Source organism: Geodermatophilus sp. SYSU D01119, from assembly GCF_054049975.1.
The window spans coordinates 109,343-130,393 of record NZ_JBJGYL010000007.1 but is presented as its reverse complement, the minus strand read 5'-3'; the positions used below and the strand labels follow the sequence as shown (position 1 = coordinate 130,393).

Genomic DNA, 21,051 nt, shown 5'->3' with positions numbered 1-21,051 from the left:
CCGCGGACCCGCTCCCGGCCGGGGAGCGGGGGTACCGTCGCCCGCCACGCCGGACGGGCCGCGACCGACGCCGGCGCCCCGAGGAGGGACCCGTGACCACCGCCATGTCCGCCCCCGTGCCCGCCCGGAGGGCCGCGCCCGACGCCGCGTCCGATCCCGCGACCGACGCCGCACCGCCCGCCCGCTCGCTCGTCGTCGTCGGCGGGCTCCCCGGCAGCGGCAAGACCACCCTGGTGCGCCGGCTGCTCGGCGCGGGGGTGGACGGCGTCACCGCCGTCGACTCCGAGGACGTCGCCGCGCGCTGGCGCACCGGGCAGCTCGTGCCCTACCGGTACGTGCGGCCGCTCGTGCACGCCGCCCACCGCCTCCGGGTGCTCGCGGCGGTCGCGGGGCCGGCCCCGGCGGTCGTGCTCACCGACCCGTGGACCAGCCGCTGGTGGCGGCCGGTCGTCCTGCGCGCGGCCGCCCTCGCCGGCCGCGGCGTGCGGCTGGTGCTGCTCGACGTGTCGGCCGCGGACGCCGCCGACGGCCAGCGCATCCGCGGCCGCCGCATCCCCGAGGGCCGGATGCGCCGGCACGCCGGCCGGTGGGAGCGCTACCTGCCGGGCGCCGGCACCGGCCTGCGCCCCGACACCGTGCTCGTGGTCGACCGCTCCCGCGCCGGCCGGCTCAGCCTCGCCGACCTGCTGGGGCGCCCGGCGGGCTGAGCGCCCCGGTCAGGCCCAGCGCCCGCTCGAGCAGCCGCAGCCGGTAGACGGCGGTCAGCACGGCGAACCACAGCACCAGCGCCGGCAGCACCGTCTGGAACACCGGCTCGGCGGCGTCGGTGAGCCCGAAGTAGTCGGTGAACGCCGGCCAGAACAGCCCCGCGGAGAAGACGACGACCAGCGCGAGCACCAACCACGCCGGGCGGCGGTCGCCGTCGGGCCGGGTCCACGCGGCGAAGAGCCGGCTCGGCGGCCGGATGAACAGGATCAGCAGGAACGCCGCGTAGGACACGAACGTCGACAGCGCGGTCTGCGCCCCGATCGTCGCGGCGGCCTCGGCGAAGCCGACGTCGTCGGAGGACAGGCCGGTGTAGTCCTCGAACGCGGCGACGACGAACGACGGCGGCGTCGACTCGGTGAAGTCGGTGAGCAACTCGGTGTAGTGCCGGGCGTAGACCGCGACCCCGCCGGCCGCCGTCACCAGCATCGCCGGGACCACGAACCGCCACAGCGTCGTGAGCAGGTGCGGGTCCGGCGGCTCGGGGCGCGCCCAGGCGGTGAGGAAGAGCGTGGGCAGGCCGACGGTGAGCAACGTCAGCCCGACGTTGGCCGGGGAGTAGGGGAACCCCAGGCCGAGCATCGTGACGGCGAGGATGACCAGCCCCTGCGTGCCGACGCGGGCGAGGAACACCTGCATCGAGGTGCCGATCCCGGCGATGATCCGCCGGCCCTCGTGCGCCGCGGGCAGCAGCGCGGCCAGGGAGTCGCCGGTGAGCACGATGTCGGCGACGTCGCGGGTGACCGCACTGCCGCCGGCCATCGCCACCCCGACCTGCGCTCGCTTGAGCGCCCGGGCGTCGTTGACCCCGTCGCCGACCATCGCCACGTACCGGCCCCGCCGGCGCAGCGCGTCGACCAGCCGCTCCTTCTGCTCCGGCGCCACCCGCCCGAACACGGTGGTGCGGGCGACGACGTCGTCGAGCTGCGCCTCCGACAGCCCCTCCAGCGCGGGGCCGGCCACGGGCTCGCCGGGCTCGAGACCCGCCTGGCGGGCGAGGGCGGCGACGGTGCGCGGGTCGTCCCCGGACACCACCTTGACGGCGATCCCGTCGGCGGTGAGACGAGCGAGTGTCTCCCGCACGCCGGGGCGCAGCTCGTCGGCCAGGGCGACCACGGCCAGCGGCTCCAGCGGCGGCAGCGCCGGGCGTCCCGCGGCGTCACGGAGCGGCGCGTCCGCGGCGGCGCGGGCGAGCACCAGCACCCGCAGGCCCCGGCCGGCGAGCTCGCGCACCGGCGCGCCCAGCGGCGGGCCGGACAGCCGCGGCGCGAGGGTGTCGGGCGCCCCGAGCACCAGGACGCCGTCGGCGGTGCGCAGCGCGCTCCACCGCAGCGCCGAGGTGAACGGCACGTCCTCGGTCACCGGCACCGGCCGCCCGGGCAGCGCCGCGGCCAGCGCCGTCGTCGTCAGGTTGGGCGCGGGGGTGCTGGCGGCGAGGGTGGCGAGCACCCGGCGGACGGCGGCGTCGTCGAGCGGGCCGGCCGGGCGCACCTCGGCCAGCGAGAGCCGGCCGGTGGTCAGGGTGCCGGTCTTGTCGGTGCAGACGACGTCGACGTTGCTCACCGACTCCACCGCGTTCACCTGCTGCACCAGCGCCCCGCGCCCCGCGCTGCGGGCGGCGCCGACGGTGTAGGCGACCGCGACGAGGAAGAACAGCCCGTAGGGCACCAGGCCCGAGAGCACCGCGGTGGTCTGCACGGTGCGCACCAGCGTGAAGCCCTCCAGCGCCGCCTGCGCCAGGATCGTCGCGCTCATCAGCGCCACCAGCAGCATGACCAGCCGGACGACGAAGTCGATGCGCCGCTGCAGCGGCGTGCGGTCGGTGGAGGCCCGCCGCGCCTCGGCGGTCAGCCGCCCGGCGTAGGAGGCCGCGCCGACGTCGCGGGCGAGCACCGCGCCCTCGCCGCCGACGACGAAGGACCCCGACAGCAGCTCGTCGCCGGGCCCCTTCGGCAGCGCCTCGGACTCGCCGGTGAGCAGCGACTCGTCGACCTCGAGCCGGCCGTCGAGCACCGGCCCGTCGACGACCACCTGCGCGCCGGGGCCCAGCCGCAGCACGTCGCCGCGCACCACCTCCTCCGGCGGCACCTCGGCGGCGGCGCCGTCGCGGACCACGGTGACCGTGCCCCGGGCCAGCAGCTGCAGCCGGTCGAGCTTGCGCTTGGCGCGGATCTCCTGGACCGCGCTGATCGCGGCGTTGACCAGGCCGAGGCCGACGCTGGTGAACGCGTCGCTGTAACGGCCCAGCGCCAGCAGCGCGGCGCCGATGGTGAACAGGACGACGTTGAAGAAGGAGAGGACGTTGGTCCGCAGGATGCGCGCGTAGCCGCGGGACGAGGCGCTGACGGCGACGTTGCCCTCGCCCCGCCGGTGCCGCTCGCGCGCCTCGGCGGCGGTCAGCCCGGTGGGCGCCGTCCCGGGGGCCGCCGGAGGGCCGGTCGTGGTCTGCACCGCCCGACGATGACACCCGTTCCCGCGCCCGGCAGCCCCGGCGCGCGGCCGCCCAGCCGACTCCCGCCCGGCGTCCAGCCGGCGTCCAGGGTCCGCGCGCACCGTGGCGGCCATGGACCTCCGTCGGCCGCGGTCGCTGCGCACCCGGCTGCTGTGCGCCTTCCTCGTCCCGCTCGCGGTGGTGCTCGCCGTCGTCGGGGCCACGGCCACCGCCGCCGTGCGCGGGGAGCTGCTCGGGCAGGTCGACGACCGGCTGGCCGCCGCCGGCGCCCGCTCCGCCCAGGCCGACGACGACCCCGGGTACGGGCCCGGCCGGGACGGGACCGGGCCGGGCTTCCTGCTCACCCCCGGCCAGGGCGACGGCACCCTCGGCGCGCGGGTGGTCGGCGGGGTGGTCACCGAGGCCGCCGTCATCGGGAAGGAGGGCGACGGCGAGGCGCTGACCGCCGCCGAGGCCGCCGCGCTGGCCGGCGTCCCGGCCGACGGTGAGCCCCGGACGGTCCACCTCGGCGACCTCGGGACCTACCGCGTCGTGGCCGCCGCCGACCCCGGGGAGGTGCTGGTCACCGGCCTGCCGCTGGCCTCGGTGCACGCCGCCCTGCTGCGGCTGGTCGTCGTCGAGGTCGCCGTCGGCCTGCTCGGGCTGCTGGCCGCCGGGGTGGTCGGCTCGGCGGTGATCGGGCGGACGCTGCGGCCGCTGCACCGGGTGGCGGCGACCGCCGGGCGGGTGGCGCGGCTGCCCCTGTCCAGCGGCGAGGTGCGGCTGCCCGACCGGGTGCCGGCCGCCGACACCGACCCCCGCACCGAGGTCGGCCGGGTCGGGGCCGCGCTCAACCGGTTGTTGGACTCGGTGGAGTCCGCCATCGCCGACCGGCAGGCGTCGGAGACCCGGCTGCGCCGCTTCGCCGCCGACGCCAGCCACGAGCTGCGCACCCCGGTCACCTCCATCCGCGGCTACACCGAGCTGGTGCGCCGCCGCGGAGGGCTGCCCGAGGAGGCCGACGCCGCGCTGCGCCGGGTGGAGGCCGAGGCGGTGCGGATGTCGGACCTGGTCGACGACCTGCTGCTGCTCGCCCGCCTCGATGCCGGTCGCGATGCCGGTCGCGATGCCGGTCGCGATGCCGGCCGGGACGCGGGCGGCGGCAGCGGTGCCGGCCGGGAGCTCGCCCGCGACGACGTCGACCTGACCGGCCTGGTCCTCGACGTCGTGAGCGACGCCCACGCCGCCGGGCCGGGGCACCGCTGGCGGGTGGACCTGCCGCCGGCCGCGGTGCTCGTCCCCGGAGACGCCGCCCGGCTGCACCAGGTGCTCGCCAACCTGCTGGCCAACGTGCGCACCCACACCCCGCCCGGCACGACGGCGACCACGCGGCTGCGCGCCGAGGGCGGCGAGGCGGTGCTCGAGGTGGCCGACGACGGCCCCGGCATCCCCGCCGGCCTGCAGGCGGAGGTGTTCGAGCGGTTCGCCCGCGGCGACTCCTCCCGCTCGCGGGCCGCCGGCAGCACCGGCCTGGGCCTGGCGATCGTGGCCGCGGTGGTGGAGGGGCACGGCGGCACGGTGGCCGTGGCGAGCCGGCCGGGGGAGACGGTGTTCACCGTCCGGCTACCGGGCGCCACGGTGGCCGAGGTCGAGGACGACGAGGAGCCGGCGCCGGCCGGGATCGGGTGACCTGGTCGTCGCGCCTCCTCCCTCACGTCCCACCGTGGGGGAGGAGGCGCCGCGGGAAGGGAGGACGGCGCGCCGGGTCAGGCGGGGGCGAGCTCCTCGCAGCGGGGGCAGACGTCGCCGGAGCCGAGCCCGCGCCGGCCGCTCCAGGCGCCCTGGACGACGGCGACCGGCGTCCCGCACACCGCCACCCACGGAGGCGGTCCGTCGGCGGCCTCCCGCGGGACGGCGTGCGCCGTGCTGCTCTCCTGGTCCCGGCCGGCCGCGTGGGCGTTCCCCGCACTCGTCACCGGCCCAGTCTCCCGGCCGTCCGCACCCCGGGGGGGGGGGGGGGGGGGGGGGGGGGGGGGGGGGGGGGGGGGGGCGGGGGGGGGGGGGGGGGGGGGGGGGGGGGCGGGGGGGGGGGTGGGCTCGGGGTCGGGGGGGGCGGGGGGGGGGGGCGGGGGGGGGGCGGCGGGGGGGGGGGGGGGGGGGGGGGGCCCCCCCCCCCCCCCCCCCCCCCCCCCGTGGTCAGAGGCCGAGCGTGCGGGCGACGAGCATGAGCTGCACCTCGGTGGTGCCCTCGCCGACCTCGAGGATCTTCGAGTCCCGGTAGTGCCGGGAGACGGGGTACTCGTTCATGAAGCCGTAGCCGCCGTGCACCTGGGTGGCGTCGCGGGCGTTGTCCATGGCGGCCTCGCCGGCGACGAGCTTGGCGATCGCCGCCTCCTTCTTGAACGGCAGGCCGGCGAGCATCTTGGCCGCGGCGTCGTAGTAGGCGGCGCGCGCGGCCACCACCCGCGCCTCCATCCGGGCGATCTTGAAGGCGATCGCCTGGTTCTGCCCGATCGGCCGGCCGAACGCCGACCGCTCCCGCGCGTACCGCACGCTCTCGTCCACGCAGCCCTGCGCCGCCCCCACCGACAGCGCAGCGATCGCGATGCGGCCCTCGTCGAGGATGGACAGGAAGTTGGCGTAGCCGCGGCCGCGCTGCCCGAGCAGGTTCTCCTCGGGCACCCGGACGTCGTCGAACGACAGCGGGTGGGTGTCGCTGGCATGCCAGCCGACCTTGTCGTAGGCGGGCTCGGCGGTGAACCCCGGCGTGGGCACCGGCACGAGGATCGAGCTGATCTCCTTGCGGCCGTCGGCGAGCTCGCCGGTGACGGCGGTGACGGTGACCAGCCGGGTGATGTCGGTGCCGGAGTTGGTGATGAACGCCTTGCTGCCGTTGATCGTCCACTGTCCGTCGGCGAGCACCGCCGTCGTCCGGGTGCCCCCGGCGTCGCTGCCGGCGCCGGCCTCGGTCAGGCCGAAGGCGCCCAGCGCCTCCCCGCTGGTGAGCAGCGGCAGCCACCGCTGCCTCTGCTCCTCGGTGCCGAACCGGTACACCGGCATGGCGCCGAGCGAGCAGCCGGCCTCCAGGGTGATGGCGACGCTCTGGTCGACCCGGGCGAGCTCCTCGATGGCCAGGCACAGGGCGAAGTAGTCGCCGCCCATCCCGCCGTACTCCTCGGGGAAGGGCAGGCCGAACAGGCCCATCTCGGCCATGCCGCGCACGACCTCGTAGGGGAACGTCCGGTCCCGGTCGTGCTGGTAGGAGACCGGCGCGACGACCTCGCGCGCGAACTCCTCCACGGTCTTGCGCAGCTGCTGCTGCTCGTCGGTGAGGCGGGTGTCGAGCACGTCAGGGCTCCTGGGTCGGTGCTGCGGGGGTTGCTGCGGGGTGGGCTGCGGCATGGACGACGGCCAGTTCCTGGCCGAGCGCGACCTGGTCGCCGACGCGGACGGACAGGTCGACGGTGCCGTCGGCGGGAGCGGTGAGCGTGTGCTCCATCTTCATCGCCTCGACGACGATGAGCGGCGCGTCGGCGGCGACCTCGGCGCCGGCCGTCACGTGCACCGCGACGACGGTGCCCGGCAGCGGGCTGCGCACCGTGCGGTCGGCGGTGCCGGCGTCGGCGTGCAGGCGGGCCGGCGGCAGCTCGGTCAGCGCCGCGGTGACGCCGTCGACGTGCACCCAGGTGGTGGCGCCGTCGACGGCGGTGCGGGCGGAGGTGGTGCGCCCGTCGACGGTGAGCAGCAGCCCGCCGTCCGCGGGCTCGGCCGAGACCGCGTGCTCGTCCCCGTCGCCGACCCGCAGGCGGGTGCCTCCGGTGAGGGCCACGGTCAGCCGCTCGCCGTCGGGGCCGGCGACGTCCCACCGCAGCGGCGCGCGCCGGCCGCCGGTGCGCCAGCCGCTGGGCACGTCCCACGGGTCGACGACGGGGCCGGCCGGCCGCAGCGCGGCGAGCCGGGTGAGCGCGAGGGCGGCGTACGCCTCCACCGGGACGGCGGCCGTGGTGAGCGCGTCGAGGTCGCGCTCGACCAGCCCGGTGTCGAGCCGGCCGGCGCGCACGTCGGGGGAGGCGAGCAGCGCGCGCAGGAACGCGGTGTTGGTGCCGACGCCGAGGACGACGGTGCCGGCCAGCGCCCGGTCGAGGCGGGTGAGCGCGGTCTCCCGGTCGGGGCCGTGCGCGATCACCTTGGCGAGCATCGGGTCGTAGGTGGTGCCCACGACCGAGCCCTCGAGCAGGCCGCTGTCGACCCGTACGCCCGCGCCCGCGGGCTCCGCGAGGACCAGCGCGGTGCCGCCGGTGGGCAGGAAGCCGCGCGCCGGGTCCTCGGCGTAGAGCCGGGCCTCGACCGCGTGCCCGGAGAGGACGACGTCGTCCTGGCCGAACGACAGCGGCTCGCCGGCCGCCACCCGCAGCTGCTGCTCGACCAGATCGGTGCCGGTGACCAGCTCGGTCACCGGGTGCTCGACCTGCAGCCGGGTGTTCATCTCCATGAAGAACGGCTCGTCGGGGGCGTCGCCGGCGACGATGAACTCGACGGTGCCGGCGCCGGTGTAGCCGACGGCGCGGGCCACCTCGCAGGCCAGCGCGCCGTAGCGGGCGCGCTGCGCCGGGGTGAGCAGCGGCGAGGGCGCCTCCTCGACGATCTTCTGGTGCCGCCGCTGCAGGCTGCACTCGCGTTCGCCGAGGTGCACCACGGTGCCGTGGGTGTCGGCCAGCACCTGCACCTCGACGTGCCGCGGGTCGGGCACGAACCGCTCGAGGAACAGGGTGTCGTCGCCGAAGCTGGTGGCGGCCTCGCGGCGGGCGGAGACCAGCGCGGCGCGCAGGTCGGCGTCGCGGTGCACCAGGCGCATGCCCTTGCCGCCGCCGCCGGCCGAGGGCTTGACCAGCACCGGGTAGCCGACCTCCGCGGCCGCCTCGGCCAGGTCGTCGTCGGTCATGCCCGGGTCGGTGCGGCCGGGCACGACGGGCACGCCGGCCGCGCTCACGGTCTGCTTGGCGCGGATCTTGTCGCCCATGATCTCCACGGCCTTCGCCGGCGGGCCGACGAAGACCAGCCCGGCGTCGGCGCACGCCTGGGCGAACGCGGTGTTCTCCGACAGGAAGCCGTAGCCGGGGTGCACGGCCTGCGCGCCGGTGGCGCGGGCCGCCTCGAGCAGGCGCTCGACGGCGAGGTAGGACCGCGCCGCGGGGGCGGGGCCGAGCCGCACGGCGACGTCGGCCTCGCGGACGTGCCGGGCGCCGGCGTCGGCGTCGGAGAAGACGGCGACGCTGCGGACGCCGAGGCGGCGCAGCGTCCGGATGACCCGGACGGCGATCTCTCCGCGGTTGGCGACGAGGACGGTGTCGAACACGCTCACATCCGGAAGACGCCGTAGGAGACCGGCGCGAGCGGCGCGTTCGCGCACGCCGACAGCGCCAGGCCGAGGACGGTGCGGGTGTCGAGGGGGTCGATGACCCCGTCGTCCCACAGGCGCGCGGTCGCGTACCAGGCGTTGCCCTGGGACTCGTACTGCGCGCGGATCGGCTCCTTGAACGCCTCCTCGTCCTCGGCGCTCCACGAGTCGCCGAGCTGGTCGCGGCGGACGGTGGCCAGCACGCTGGCCGCCTGTTCGCCGCCCATGACGGAGATGCGGGCGCCGGGCCAGGTGAACAGGAAGCGGGGGGAGTAGGCCCGGCCGCACATCGAGTAGTTGCCGGCGCCGAACGAGCCGCCGATGACGACGGTCAGCTTGGGCACCCGGGCGCAGGCGACGGCGGTGACCATCTTCGCGCCGTGCTTGGCGATGCCGCCGGCCTCGTAGTCGCGGCCGACCATGAAGCCGGTGATGTTCTGCAGGAACAGCAGCGGGATCGACCGCTGGTCGCACAGCTCGACGAAGTGCGCGCCCTTGAGCGCCGACTCCCCGAACAGCACGCCGTTGTTGGCGACGATGCCCACCGGGTGGCCCTCGACGTGCGCGAACCCGCACACCAGCGTGGTGCCGTAGAGCGCCTTGAACTCGGAGAACCGGCTGCCGTCGACCAGCCGCGCGATGACCTCGCGGACGTCGTAGGGCGTGCGCGGGTCGGCGGGGACGACGCCGGGCAGCTCGGCGGGGTCGACAGCGGGCGGCTCGGCCGGGCGCACCTCCCACGGGCGGGGGGCGCGCGGGCCGAGGTTCGCCACGATGTCGCGGACGATCCGCAGGGCGTGCGCGTCGTCGTCGGCGAGGTGGTCGGTGACGCCGGAGGTGCGGCTGTGCAGCAGCCCGCCGCCGAGGTCCTCGGCGCTGACGACCTCTCCGGTCGCGGCCTTCACCAGCGGTGGGCCGCCCAGGAAGATCGTGCCCTGGTCGCGGACGATGACCGCCTCGTCGGCCATGGCCGGCACGTAGGCGCCGCCCGCCGTGCAGGAGCCGAGCACCGCGGCGATCTGCGGGATCCCCTGGGCGCTCATGGTGGCCTGGTTGAAGAAGATCCGGCCGAAGTGCTCGCGGTCGGGGAAGACCTCGTCCTGCATCGGCAGGAAGGCGCCGCCGGAGTCGACGAGGTAGACGCAGGGCAGCCGGTTGTGCAGCGCCACCTCCTGCGCCCGCAGGTGCTTCTTCACCGTCATCGGGTAGTAGGTGCCGCCCTTGACGGTGGCGTCGTTGGCCACGACGACGACCTCGCGGCCGCTGACCCGCCCGACGCCGGTGATGATCCCGGCGCCCGGCGCGTCGCCGTCGTACATGCCGTCGGCGGCCAGCGGCGACAGCTCGAGGAACGGGCTGCCCGGGTCGAGCAGGGCGTCGACGCGCTCGCGGGGGAGCAGCTTGCCCCGGGCGACGTGCCGCTCCCGGGTGCGGGCGGGGCCGCCGAGGGCCGCGGTGGCGAGCCGGTCGTGCAGCTCGGCGCGCAGCTGGTCCTGGGCGGCGGCGTTGCGGGCGAAGGTCTCGCCGCGGACGTCCGCCTTCGAGGCGAGCACCGTCCCCGACGTGTTAACCGTAGTTAACGTCACGGGCGTCACGTTAACGCACGTTCACACCTGGCGCTACCATCCCGGCGTGGCAGCGGCCGGGGGCGACGTCGACAGCGCGCTGGCGGCCGACGCGGCGCGGCCCTCCCGGCGCGAGCAGATCCTGCGGGCGGCGGCGCAGCTGTTCGCCGAGCGCGGCTCCCGGTCGGTCGGCGTCGACGACGTCGGCGCGGCGATCGGGGTGACCGGGCCGGCGATCTACCGGCACTTCGCCAGCAAGGACGCGATGCTCGCCGAGATGCTCGAGGGCATCAGCGAGCGGCTGCTGGCCGGCGGGCGCGAGCGGGTGGCGGCGGCCGGCGACGACCCGGCGGCGCAGCTGCGCGCGCTCGTGGCGTTCCAGGTCGACTTCGCCCTCGACAACCCCGCGCTGATCACCGTGCACGACCGCGACCTCGGCTCCCTGGCACCCGAGCACGCCGCGCGGGTGCGCCGGCTGCAGCGCCGCTACGTCGAGGTGTGGGTGGACGTGCTGGCGCGGTTGCGGCCGGAGGAGGGGACGGCGGCCAGCCGCGCCCGCGCGCACGCCGTCTTCGGGCTGGTCAACTCCACCCCGCACAGCGCCGGCCGGCTGTCCCGGGAGCGGACGGCGGCCCTGCTCGCCGCGATGGCCGAGGCCGCCGCCACCGCCTGATGTCCGCTCGGGCATTGGGAGCTATCCGCACGTATCGCCGGCCGAGACGTGCGAAAAGCTTCCAATGCCTCGCCGCCAGCCGGGCTCAGGCGTTGCGGACCGCGGCGGCCGCCTCCAGGCCGAGCTCGTGCACCGAGACCTCGCGCATCTCGACCTTGCGCACCTTGCCGGTGACGGTCATCGGGAAGGCGTCGACGACCTTCACGTAGCGGGGGACCTTGTAGTGGGCGAGCTTGCCCGCGCAGAACTCCCGCAGCGCCTCGGCGGTGAGCGGCTCGGCGCCCTCGCGCAGCCGCACCCACGCCATCAGCTCCTCGCCGTAGCGCTCGTCGGGGACGCCGATCACCTGCGCGTCGACGACGTCCGGGTGGGTGTAGAGGAACTCCTCCACCTCGCGCGGGTACACGTTCTCCCCGCCGCGGATGACCATGTCCTTGATCCGGCCGACGATGTTGAGGTACCCGGCCTCGTCCATGACGGCGAGGTCGCCGGTGTGCATCCAGCGGGCGGCGTCGACGACCTCGGCGGTCTTCTCCGGCTCGTCCCAGTAGCCGAGCATCACCGAGTAGCCGCGGGTGCAGAACTCACCGGGCGTCCCGCGCGGCACGGTGGTGCCGGTGACGGGGTCGACCACCTTGACCTCCAGGTGCGGGTGCACCCGGCCGACGGTGGAGGTGCGGCGGTCGAGGTCGTCGTCGGCGCCGGTCTGGGTGGACACCGGCGAGGTCTCGGTCATGCCGTAGCAGATGGTCACCTCGGTCATGCCCATCTCCGCGACCACCCGCTTCATCACCTCCACCGGGCACGGCGAGCCGGCCATGATCCCGGTGCGCAGGCTGGAGAGGTCGTAGGTGCCGAAGTCGGGCAGGGCGAGCTCGGCGATGAACATCGTCGGGACGCCGTAGAGGGAGGTGCAGCGCTCCTCCTGCACCGCGCGCAGCGTCGCCGCCGGGTCGAACGACGGCGCCGGGACCACCATGGTCGCGCCGTGGCTGGTGGCCCCGAGGTTGCCCATGCCCATGCCGAAGCAGTGGTAGAAGGGCACCGGGATGCACACCCGGTCGGCCTCGGTGTAGCCGCAGCCCTCGCCCACGAAGAACCCGTTGTTGAGCAGGTTGTGGTGGGTGAGCGTGGCGCCCTTCGGGAAGCCCGTGGTGCCCGACGTGTACTGGATGTTGATCGGGTCGTCGGGGGAGAGCTCGGCGGCGCGCTCGGCGAGCAGCGCGTGGTCGGCGGCGCGGCCGGTCTCCATCAGCCGCTCCCACTCCGGGTCGCCGAGGAAGACGACCTCGCGCAGGTCGGGGCAGTCGCCGCGCACCTCGGCCACCATCGCCCGGTAGTCGCTGGTCTTGAACTCCGGCGCGGCCACGAGCACCGAGATGCCGGCCTGGCGGAGCACGAACGCCAGCTCGTGGGTGCGGTAGGCGGGGTTGATGTTGACCATGACGGCGCCGAGCTTCGCCGTCCCGTACTGCACGAAGACCCACTCGGCGCAGTTGGGCGACCAGATGCCCACCCGGTCGCCCTTGGCCACGCCCAGCGCGTCCAGGCCCAGGGCGCAGGCGTCGACGTCGGCGACCAGCTGCGGGTAGGTCCACCGGCGGCCGGTGGCGCACTCCACGAGCGCCTCGTGGTCGCCGACCCGCGCGGCCGTCCGGTCCAGGTTCGCCCCGATCGTGTCGCCGAGGAGCGGGACCGTCGAGGTGCCGCTCGCGTAGGAGGGCAGGGCCGGGGGCGCGCCGTGCTGGGTCACTGCTGGTCCTCTCCGTCCGGGCATGGGTGGGTAGAGGCTGCACCCTCGGGGCGGCCGGCGGCACCCCCGAACGGCCGGGGCGAGACGTCTCGACGCCTGTACCTACTGGTGTGTACGGTCGCCGCCGTGAACGCCCGCGAGCGACTGGTCGAGGCCGCGCAGGACCTGCTGTGGGAGCGGGGGTACGTCGGCACCAGCCCCCGGGCGATCCAGGACCGCGCCGGCGCGGGCCAGGGGAGCATGTACCACCACTTCACCGGCAAGGCCGACCTCGCGCGCACCGCCCTCCAGCGCACCGCCGACCGCGAGCGCGCCGGCGCGGAGGCCCTGCTCGGCGGCGGGGGCACGGCGCTCGAGCGGCTGACCGCCTACCTGCGGCGCGAGCGCCAGGTGATGCGCGGCTGCCCGGTCGGCCGGCACGCCCAGGACCCCGACCTCGTCGCCGACGCCGGGCTGCGCGCACCGGTCGAGACGACGTTCGCCTGGCTGCGCTCCCGCCTCGCCGAGGTCGTGGCCGAGGGGCGGGCAGCGGGGGAGCTGCGCGCCGACGTCGACCCCGCGGCGGTGGCGGCGGCCGTCGTCGCGACCGTCCAGGGCGGCTACGTCCTGGCCCGCGCCGCCGGCCGGCCGGAGCCCTTCGACGAGGCGGTCGAGGGCGCCGTCGCGCTGCTCACGGCCCTGACCCGCTGAGACCCCCTGAGACCCCCTGAGACCCCCTGAGACCCCTGAGACCCTGAGGCGCGAGGAGACGACGTGCACGTCATGCAGTACGAGATCGGCCTGCCGGCCGACTTCGACATGGGGGTGATCGAGCACCGGGTGGCCACCCGGGGCGCCGCCACCGACGACTTCCCGCACCTCGGCGTCAAGGCCTACGCCGTCCGCCGGGCCGGCCGGCACGGCTCGCCGGTCAACGCCTACGCGCCGTTCTACCTGTGGCGCGACCCCGCGGGCCTCGACGCCTTCCTCTACGGCCCGTTCCGCGCCATCGTCGCGGACTTCGGCCGGCCGCCGGTGCGCTCCTGGATCGGCGCCTCCTTCGACCGCGGCCCGGCGTTCCCGGAGGTGCCGGTGTTCGCCACCCGCGAGGTGCGGGCGCTGCCCGCCGACGCGGCGCCGGGGGAGGCGGTGGCCCGGGAGGTCGCCGCCCCCGCGCCGGAGGACGGCCGGTGGCACAGCCGCGCCGTCGCCGTCGACCCCTCCCGGTGGGAGCTCGTCCGCTACGTCCTGTGGAGCGCGGTGCCGGGCGACGTCCCCGCCGGGGTGACGCCCTTCGACGTGCTGCACGCCAGCACCCCGCACCTGGCCGACCTGCCGACCGGCCGCCTCTGGTGACGCGGTCCGGCCCGCCTCCCCGGGAGGGGAGACGGGCCGGACCGCTGCGCAGAGGGGGTCAGCGGGGGTCGCCCACCAGCTCCCGCTCGCGGGCCGACGCCGGGTCCCGCTCCAGCGCCGCGCCCTCGACGTCGAGCACCGGCAGCCAGCGCAGCCAGCGCGGCAGCCACCACGCGCGCTCGCCGAGGAGCGCCAGCGCCGCGGGCACGAGCACCATCCGGACGACGAAGGCGTCGACCAGGATGCCGATCGCCAGGGCGAACGCGATCGACTTGATCGTCGCCTCGCCGGCCGGCACGAACCCGGCGAACACGCTGAACATGATCAGCGCGGCGGCCACGACCACCGGCGCGGCCTGGCGGAACCCCGTGCGGATGGCCTCCAGCGGCGGGGTGCCGTGGCTGTGCGCCTCGTGCATCCGCGACACCAGGAACACCTGGTAGTCCATGGCCAGGCCGAACAGGATGCCGATCACCAGGATCGGGGTGAGGCTCAGCAGCGGCCCGGTGGTGTCGAGGTTGACCACGTCGGCCAGCCAGCCCCACTGGAACACGGCGACCGTCGCGCCGAGCGAGGCGCCGATGGTCAGCAGGAAGCCCAGGACGCCGACCAGCGGCACCAGCAGCGACCGGAACACCAGGACCAGCAGCACCAGGGCCAGCCCGACGACCAGCGCCAGGTACCTGGGCAGCGCCTCGTCCAGGCTCTGCGCGACGTCGACGCTGACCGCCGTCTGGCCGGTCACCGAGGCCTCGACGCCGTCGAGCGAGCCGAGCTGGTCGCGCAGGTCGGCGACGAGCTGCTCGGTGGCCGCGCTGCTCGGGCTCGACTGCGGGACCACCGTGAGCAGGGCGGCGGTGCCGTCGGCGTTCGGGACCGGCGGGGCGACGACGGCGACGTCGTCGAGGCCGGTGACGTCCTGGGCCTGCCGCGCGGCGGCGTCGACGGCGCCGTCGCCCTCGAACAGCACGGTGATCGGGCCGTTGAAACCCTCCCCGAAGCCCTCGGCCAGCAGCGCGTCGGCGCGGGCGGCGGAGCTGTCCTCGGCCGGCTGCTGGATGAGCGTCGTGCGCATCGAGGCGACCGGGATCGCGACGACGCCGAGCGCGACGATCGCCAGCAGCAGCGAGGCGACCCGGCGGTGGGTGACGCCGTCGGCCCACCCGGCGAGGAAGCCGCGGCCGCGGGCCGGGACGGGCGTGCCGTCGACGGCCGCCGCGCGCATCCGCCCCGGCAGCACCCGGTGACCCAGCACGGCGAGCACCGCGGGCACCAGGGTGAGGGCCACGAGCACCGCGACGACGATCGTGCCGGCGGCGGCCAGACCCATCTGCGTGAGGAACGGGATGCCGGCGACGAACAGGCCGGCCAGCGCGATGACCACGGTGAGGCCGGCGGTGACCACCGCGGACCCCGCGGTGCCGACGGCCAGGCCGATCGAGCGGCGCACGTCGGTGCCACGCAGCAGCTCCTGGCGGTGCCGCGTGACGATGAACAGCGTGTAGTCGATGCCGACGGCGAGGCCGAGCATCGCGGCGAGGATCGGCGTCGTGGAGGACAGGTCGACGAAGCCGGTGGCGATGGTGATGCCGAGGACGCCGACACCCACGCCGACCAGCGCCGTCAGCAGGTTCATGCCGGCGATCGCCAGCGCGCCGTAGGTCACGGCGAGCACGACGAGCGCGACGACGACGCCGATCGCCTCCGACGGGCCGCCGACGGCCGGCACCTCCTCGAGGGCCTGGCCGGTGACCTCGACGGTCAGGCCGGTGTCGCGGGCGTCGGCGACCGCGTCGCGCAGCGCCTCCTGCTCCTCGGGCGTGACCCCGCCCGCCTCGGCGTCGTAGGTGACCGTGCTGTAGGCGGTGGTCTGCTGCTGGTCGACCGCCGGCCGCGCCGGGTCCAGGGGGTTCGTGGCGGAGGTGACGCCCGGCAGGTCGGCGAGGGTGCCGACCAGCCCCGTCACCGCGGCCGCGTTCTCCGGCGTGGTCAGCGTGGCGCCCTCGGGCGCGACGACGACGACCTGCGCGCTGACGCCACCGGCGGCCTGGCCGAACTCCTCGCCGATCCGCTCGAGCGCGGTCGTGGACTCCTGCCCGGGGATCGAGAAGCTGGTCGACGTCTCCCCGGCGAGCGTGGTCGCGCCGACGCCGCCGGCGACGAGGACCAGCAGCCACACGCCGAGCACGGCGAACCGGTGCCGCGCGGAGAACGTCCCGAGTCGGGACAACAGGACAGCCATGGATCAGGCCTCCGCCTGGTGGGGGTGGGAAGGGACCGCGCGGGGACGGCGGTGTCCCAGCGCGTCGAGGCACGTGGCGACCACGAGGGGCCGCCACGCGCTGGTCTGCTCCGCCTCGTGGGCGGCGAGGGTGAGGACGGCGAGCGCGGCGACGGCGCCGAGCACGCGCACGAGCCGCTCGGGGTCGGCGTCCTCGTCGTGGGGGTCGACGCCGAAGCACTCGAAGACCGCGGTCTCGGGGCCGCCGGGCTCGTGCGCGCCGCCGTCGGGGAGCTCGGTCACCGGGGCGAGCAGCATGGCCACGAAGCCCGGGTGGCCGAGGGCGACGTCGACGAGGACCTCGATCGCCCGCCGGTCGCGGGCGGGGCCCGCGGGCAGGGGCCGGACGGCCTCGAGCACCCGCCGGCCGAGCGCGTCGGCGTGCGCGAGCACCGCCTCGTGCAGGGCGTCCTTGCTGGGGAAGTGGTGCAGCAGGCCGGCCTTCGACAGCCCGACGGCGTCCGCGACGTCCTGCAGCGAGGTCTTGGCGTAGCCGCGGCGGGCGAACAGGCCGGCGGCGCGGTCGAGGATGCCCTCGTCGATCTGCTGCCGGAACGGTCGTGCCACGCCTCCGCACGGTACGCGCGACCGACCGATTCGGTCGGTCGACCGTCCGATCCGGTCGGGTGGGGTGTGTCACGTCCCGCTGGCCGGGAGTCGGCTCGGTCCTCGCGGCCGCGGACGGGAGGATGACGTCATGACGACACGCAGGAGGGTCGGCCCCGCGGACGCGCGTTCGTGGCTGCTGGTCAACGGGGCGCGCCCCGAGCTGTTCGACGAGCGGTACGCCTCGCGCGCCGACCAGGTGGTCCTCGACATCGAGGACGCCGTGGACCCGGCCCACAAGGACGAGGCGCGCGCCGGCGTCGTCGAGTGGCTCGGCGACGCCGACCGCTCGGCGTGGGTGCGCATCAACGACCACTCGACGCCCTGGTGGGAGCACGACGTCGCCGCGCTGGCCGGCCTGCCCGGCCTGGCCGGCGTGATGCTGGCCAAGACCGAGGCCGGCGAGCACGTCACCGAGACCTTCGACCGGCTCGGCGGCTCCACCCCGGTGCTCGCGCTCGTCGAGTCGGCGCTGGGCATCGAGGAGGCGGTGAGCATCGCCCGCGCCCGCGGCGCCTTCCGGCTCGCCTTCGGCAGCGGCGACTACCGCCGCGACACCGGCACCAGCGCCGACGACCTGGCGATGGCCTACCCCCGCTCCCGCCTCGTCGTGGCCAGCCGGATCGGCGGGCTGCCCGGCCCGATCGACGGCCCCACGGTGAGCACCAGCCACCCGGTGCTGCGCGAGCAGTCCGCCGTCACCGTGTCCCTCGGCCTCACCGGCAAGCTGTGCCTGGACCCCGACCAGGCGCCGGTCATCAACGAGGTCATCAGCCCCGCGCCGTCGGACGTCGCCTGGGCCCTGGACTTCCTCGCCGACTTCGAGGCGCGCGGCCAGGTCATCCGCGACGGCAGCGACCTGCCCCGCCTCGGCCGGGCCCGCAAGATCGAGCGGCTGGCCGCCACCTTCGGGGTCCAGCCCAGCTGACCCGCACCTGCGGTCCTCCCGTAATCCGGGAGGACCGCAGGGCGAGCGCGTCGCCGTCGCGGGGCGATGTGCGCTCCCGGCGCGATCCGAGCCCGGGACGCGCCGCAGGTGCACGTCACCCGCGGGAGCGGCCGCTAGACGGCGGTGGCGGTGACGAACGTGCAGACGCCGTCGCCGGAGGTGGCGCGCTGGCGGATGCCGAGCAGCCACAGCAGCGCCATCTCCACCCGGTAGGCGATCCGCATCGGGCCGGTGTAGAGGGTGTCGCCGGCCGTGGTCACCTCGAGCGAGCCGAAGCCCGCCCGCTCCAGGTGGCGGGTGAGCATCCAGTCCGGCAGCAGCGTGATGTGCCCGGGGGAGTCGTAGTGCCGCGGCCCGAAGATGTACGGGGCTCCGCGGAGCAGGGTGAGCAGCCGCGAGTGCGGGTGCGTGACGTTCGGCGTGCTCACCAGCAGCCGTCCGCCGGGGCGCAGCAGCGCGCGGATCGAGCGCAGCACCTGCCGCGGGTTCTCCACGTGCTCGAGGGTCTCCACGCAGACGACGAGGTCGAACGGGCCGCGGGTGTCGTCGGTCCACTCGGGGTCGTCGAGGTCGAGCCGGGCGATCCAGTCGTGCGGCGGGTCGAGGTCGGTGGGGACGACGTCGATCCCGGCGTCGCGCAGCCGCAGCGCCAGCGCCCCGCAGCCCGAGCCGACCTCGAGCACCCGGCCGCCGCCGGGCAGGGCGGCACGCACCTGCGCGGCGGCGTACTCGTGCACCCCGGGCGCGGCGTGGATGCCGTGCCCGCGGTAGGTGCGGACCGCTTCGGTCCGCCGGCCGTCGCGGTGCTGGAGGTCGGTCACCGGAACAGCCTGTCAGCCCCCCGGATGACCCGCAGACCTCACCCCGCCCACCGCGCAGCGTCACCGGGAGGTCATCAGCAGGTCACCTCGCTGCCGACGATCGGTGGATGCCGGACCCCGATCGGCGGCCGGCCCGCTCCGCCCCGAGGAGAGACGTGTCCGGTCCGCACCACCACCACCACCACCACCACCACGGTCACCCGCACGAGCACCCGCACGGCCACGGCCGCGCGCACGACCACGAGGCCGCCTGGACGCCGTACAGCGACACCTCGGTCCCCGACGCGGACCTCTCGCCGGTCGACCTCTCCCGGCGCCGGTTCCTGCAGGCGGCCGGCGTCCTCGGCCTCGCCGTCGGCGCCACGGTGGCCGGCACGCCGCGCGTCGCGCAGGCCGCCCCCCGCCCGGGCGGCGGGGGCGGCGGCTCCTACACGTGGCTCAACGGCGACCACCACATCCACACGCAGTACAGCTCCGACGGCCTCTACACCGTGCGCCAGCAGGTGGAGCAGGCCCGCCGCAACGGGGTGAACTGGCTGGTCATCACCGACCACGGCTCGGCCACGCACGCGCGCCTCGGCGTCGACCTGGTCAACCCCGACATCGTCGCGGCCCGCCAGGCCTACCGGGACATGCTGGTGTTCCAGGGCCTGGAGTGGAACATCCCCGCCGCCGAGCACGGCACCGTCTTCGTCGTGCCGAACGCCAACGAGGTCGCCGTCCTGCGCGAGTTCGAGCAGCAGTTCGACGGCTCGCTGGGCAACGTGACCGAGGACCGCGCGGTGGCCGGTATCCAGTGGCTCGGCCGGCAGATGACCGACCGCCGCACCTCCAACGCGCTGTTCCTCGCCAACCACCCGGCGCGCAACGGCATCGACTCGCCGCACGAGATCCGCGCCTGGCGCGACGCCGATCCGCGGGTCGCGATCGGCATGGAGGGCGCGCCCGGCCACCAGGCCGCCGGGATCCCGGCGCCGGAGGGCCCGGGGGAGGCACGCGGCTACTACGGCAACAGCCGCCGGGCCGACAGCTTCCCCGGCTACCCCGACGAGTCCTACCGGACCTTCGGCGGCTTCGACTGGATGACGGCGAAGCTCGGCGGCGTCTGGGACTCGCTGCTCGCCGAGGGCAGGCCGTGGTGGATCACCGCCAACTCCGACTCCCACTCGGTCTACCGTGACCAGCTCGTCCGCCCCGCCGGGCAGGACAACTCGGCGTACTTCACCGCCAACGGCCGCTACGGCGACCCGGTGGACGGCGGCACCCCGCTCGTCGACCGCGGCGACTTCTTCCCCGGCTACTACTCGCGCACCTGGGTCGGGGCGGGCAGCCGCGACCACGGCGCGGTCATGGACGGCCTGCGGGCCGGGCGTGCCTTCGTCGTCCACGGTGACCTCATCGACGGTCTCGAGGTCAGCGTCCGCGGCGACGGCGGCGGCGACGCGCCGGCCACCCTCGGCGAGCAGGTGCGGATCGGCCGCGGCGAGAACGTGCACGTGCAGATCCGGATCACCCAGCGCCGCCAGCCCAACGCCCACGGCGACGTACCGCGGCTGCGCCGGGTCGACCTGATCACCGGCCCCATCACGGGCCCGGTGGCCGACCGGGACACGCAGACCGCCCCGGGGACCCGCGTCGCCCAGTCCTTCGAGGTGCGCGGCAACGGCCAGGTCGTGCTCAACCACGTGTTCCGGCGGGTCGACCGGCCGTTCTTCCTGCGGCTGCGGGGGACCGACGGCAACTTCTCCGCGCCCGGCACCATCGAGCCGCGGCAGGACCCGGTGGGCAACAGCGACCCGTGGACCGACCTCTGGTTCTACTCGAACCCGGTGTTCGTCTCCGTTGGCTGACACCCCCTCCGGGGACCGCTGGGTCGCCGTCTGCGGCGACACCGGCGCGTCGCCGGCCGCGCTGGCCGAGGTCGAGCACCGGCTGCTCGACCTCGGCCGGCGGGTCGGCGCCACCGAGGTCGCGACCCACGTCGTCCGCGCGGACGGCACGGGCCACCACGCCGGGTCGCTGCGGGTCCCGGCGGTGGCCGGGCTCGCCGGCGCGGTGGCCGCCTGGGCCGGTCCCGGGGGCGCGGTCGTGCTGTCGGGGGACGGGGACGACGCCGTGCTCGGCGACCCCGCGCACGCGGCGCACGCGGCGGGCGTCGCGCGGGCGCACCGCGCGCGGACGTCGGGGCGGCTGGTCCGCTTCCCCGGCCAGGACGGCCTGCCCGACCGGTTCCCGCTGGCCGAGCTGACCGCGCGCTGCGCCGTCGAGGCCGTGCACCTGCTCGGCGTGGCCGACGACCCCGCGCTGGTGCTGCGGACCCGCGGTCACGTCCGCCCGGAGTTCCGCGACGGCGTCCTCGTCCTCGTGGTCAACGCCTGGGACGACCGCGAGGTCTGCCCGTTCGAGCCGCCGGTGCAGCGGGAGTGCTGCGCCGACCACTGACCGCCGGGCACCGTCCGCCGGCCACCGACCGC

17 protein-coding genes are annotated in these 21,051 nt (G+C 76.1%); 8 read left to right on the top strand and 9 right to left on the bottom strand.

The genetic code is table 11. From position 1 onward, the window contains the following. Positions 1–92: 92 nt before the first annotated feature. Positions 93–707 carry an AAA family ATPase gene (locus ACI79X_RS07480; protein ID WP_457024786.1) on the top strand — a complete coding sequence of 205 codons (615 nt, stop codon included), beginning with the start codon at positions 93–95 and terminating at the stop codon, positions 705–707. Here the strand turns inward: ACI79X_RS07480 and ACI79X_RS07475 are convergent. Further along, a complete protein-coding gene (locus ACI79X_RS07475) occupies positions 670–3,216 on the bottom strand; it encodes an HAD-IC family P-type ATPase (RefSeq protein WP_457024785.1) in 2,547 nt (848 codons plus the stop codon). The two genes, ACI79X_RS07480 and ACI79X_RS07475, sit on opposite strands and share 38 nt — an antisense overlap. 112 nt (positions 3,217–3,328) lie before the next feature. Between ACI79X_RS07475 and ACI79X_RS07470 the strand changes: the two genes are divergently transcribed. Further along, entirely contained in the window at positions 3,329–4,885 is a 1,557-nt protein-coding gene (locus ACI79X_RS07470; RefSeq protein WP_457024784.1) for a sensor histidine kinase, read from the top strand. Between the two features lie 77 nt (positions 4,886–4,962). Here the strand turns inward: ACI79X_RS07470 and ACI79X_RS07465 are convergent, their stop codons facing one another. The 4 genes from ACI79X_RS07465 to ACI79X_RS07450 form a co-directional block, all read right to left on the bottom strand. Then, on the bottom strand, positions 4,963–5,172 hold the full coding sequence (locus ACI79X_RS07465) for a hypothetical protein (RefSeq protein WP_457024783.1): 210 nt from the start codon (positions 5,170–5,172) through the stop codon (positions 4,963–4,965). A 220-nt stretch (positions 5,173–5,392) separates the two neighbouring features. Next, complete coding sequence (locus ACI79X_RS07460) at positions 5,393–6,544, bottom strand: acyl-CoA dehydrogenase family protein (RefSeq protein WP_457024782.1); 1,152 nt, start codon at positions 6,542–6,544, stop codon at positions 5,393–5,395. A 1-nt stretch (position 6,545) separates the two neighbouring features. Next, on the bottom strand, positions 6,546–8,552 hold the full coding sequence (locus ACI79X_RS07455; protein ID WP_457024781.1) for an acetyl/propionyl/methylcrotonyl-CoA carboxylase subunit alpha: 2,007 nt from the start codon (positions 8,550–8,552) through the stop codon (positions 6,546–6,548). Between the two features lie 2 nt (positions 8,553–8,554). Further along, positions 8,555–10,180, bottom strand: coding sequence for a carboxyl transferase domain-containing protein (locus ACI79X_RS07450; protein WP_457024780.1), 1,626 nt, complete (start codon positions 10,178–10,180; stop codon positions 8,555–8,557). Between the two features lie 46 nt (positions 10,181–10,226). Between ACI79X_RS07450 and ACI79X_RS07445 the strand changes: the two genes are divergently transcribed. Continuing rightward, positions 10,227–10,832, top strand: coding sequence for an SACE_7040 family transcriptional regulator (locus tag ACI79X_RS07445; protein WP_457024779.1), 606 nt, complete (start codon positions 10,227–10,229; stop codon positions 10,830–10,832). A gap of 85 nt (positions 10,833–10,917) precedes the next feature. On the opposite strand, the gene ACI79X_RS07440 is transcribed toward ACI79X_RS07445, so the two are convergent. Further along, the gene (locus ACI79X_RS07440) at positions 10,918–12,585 is read right to left on the bottom strand and encodes an AMP-binding protein (protein ID WP_457024778.1); all 1,668 of its coding nucleotides are present in this window, start codon (positions 12,583–12,585) and stop codon (positions 10,918–10,920) included. A 126-nt stretch (positions 12,586–12,711) separates the two neighbouring features. Between ACI79X_RS07440 and ACI79X_RS07435 the strand changes: the two genes are divergently transcribed. Both ACI79X_RS07435 and ACI79X_RS07430 read left to right on the top strand, forming a co-directional pair. Continuing rightward, positions 12,712–13,275, top strand: a complete 564-nt coding sequence (locus ACI79X_RS07435) for a TetR/AcrR family transcriptional regulator (RefSeq protein ID WP_457024777.1) — start codon at positions 12,712–12,714, stop codon at positions 13,273–13,275. A 72-nt stretch (positions 13,276–13,347) separates the two neighbouring features. After that, a complete protein-coding gene (locus ACI79X_RS07430; protein WP_457024856.1) occupies positions 13,348–13,920 on the top strand; it encodes a DUF4865 family protein in 573 nt (190 codons plus the stop codon). Between the two features lie 58 nt (positions 13,921–13,978). Here ACI79X_RS07430 and ACI79X_RS07425 read toward each other — a convergent pair whose 3' ends face one another. Beyond that, entirely contained in the window at positions 13,979–16,162 is a 2,184-nt protein-coding gene (locus ACI79X_RS07425; RefSeq protein WP_457024776.1) for an MMPL family transporter, read from the bottom strand. A 3-nt stretch (positions 16,163–16,165) separates the two neighbouring features. Continuing rightward, positions 16,166–16,768: a TetR/AcrR family transcriptional regulator gene (locus tag ACI79X_RS07420; RefSeq protein ID WP_457024775.1), complete on the bottom strand. Its 603-nt coding sequence runs from the start codon at positions 16,766–16,768 to the stop codon at positions 16,166–16,168. A gap of 130 nt (positions 16,769–16,898) precedes the next feature. Between ACI79X_RS07420 and ACI79X_RS07415 the strand changes: the two genes are divergently transcribed. Further along, positions 16,899–17,735 carry an HpcH/HpaI aldolase/citrate lyase family protein gene (locus ACI79X_RS07415; RefSeq protein ID WP_457024774.1) on the top strand — a complete coding sequence of 279 codons (837 nt, stop codon included), beginning with the start codon at positions 16,899–16,901 and terminating at the stop codon, positions 17,733–17,735. A gap of 134 nt (positions 17,736–17,869) precedes the next feature. Here ACI79X_RS07415 and ACI79X_RS07410 read toward each other — a convergent pair whose 3' ends face one another. Next, complete coding sequence (locus ACI79X_RS07410; RefSeq protein WP_457024773.1) at positions 17,870–18,577, bottom strand: class I SAM-dependent methyltransferase; 708 nt, start codon at positions 18,575–18,577, stop codon at positions 17,870–17,872. Between the two features lie 155 nt (positions 18,578–18,732). Between ACI79X_RS07410 and ACI79X_RS07405 the strand changes: the two genes are divergently transcribed. Continuing rightward, on the top strand, positions 18,733–20,427 hold the full coding sequence (locus tag ACI79X_RS07405; RefSeq protein WP_457024772.1) for a PHP domain-containing protein: 1,695 nt from the start codon (positions 18,733–18,735) through the stop codon (positions 20,425–20,427). Further along, complete coding sequence (locus tag ACI79X_RS07400) at positions 20,420–21,019, top strand: hypothetical protein (RefSeq protein WP_457024771.1); 600 nt, start codon at positions 20,420–20,422, stop codon at positions 21,017–21,019. Before ACI79X_RS07405 ends, ACI79X_RS07400 begins: the two co-directional genes overlap by 8 nt. Positions 21,020–21,051: the final 32 nt, after the last annotated feature.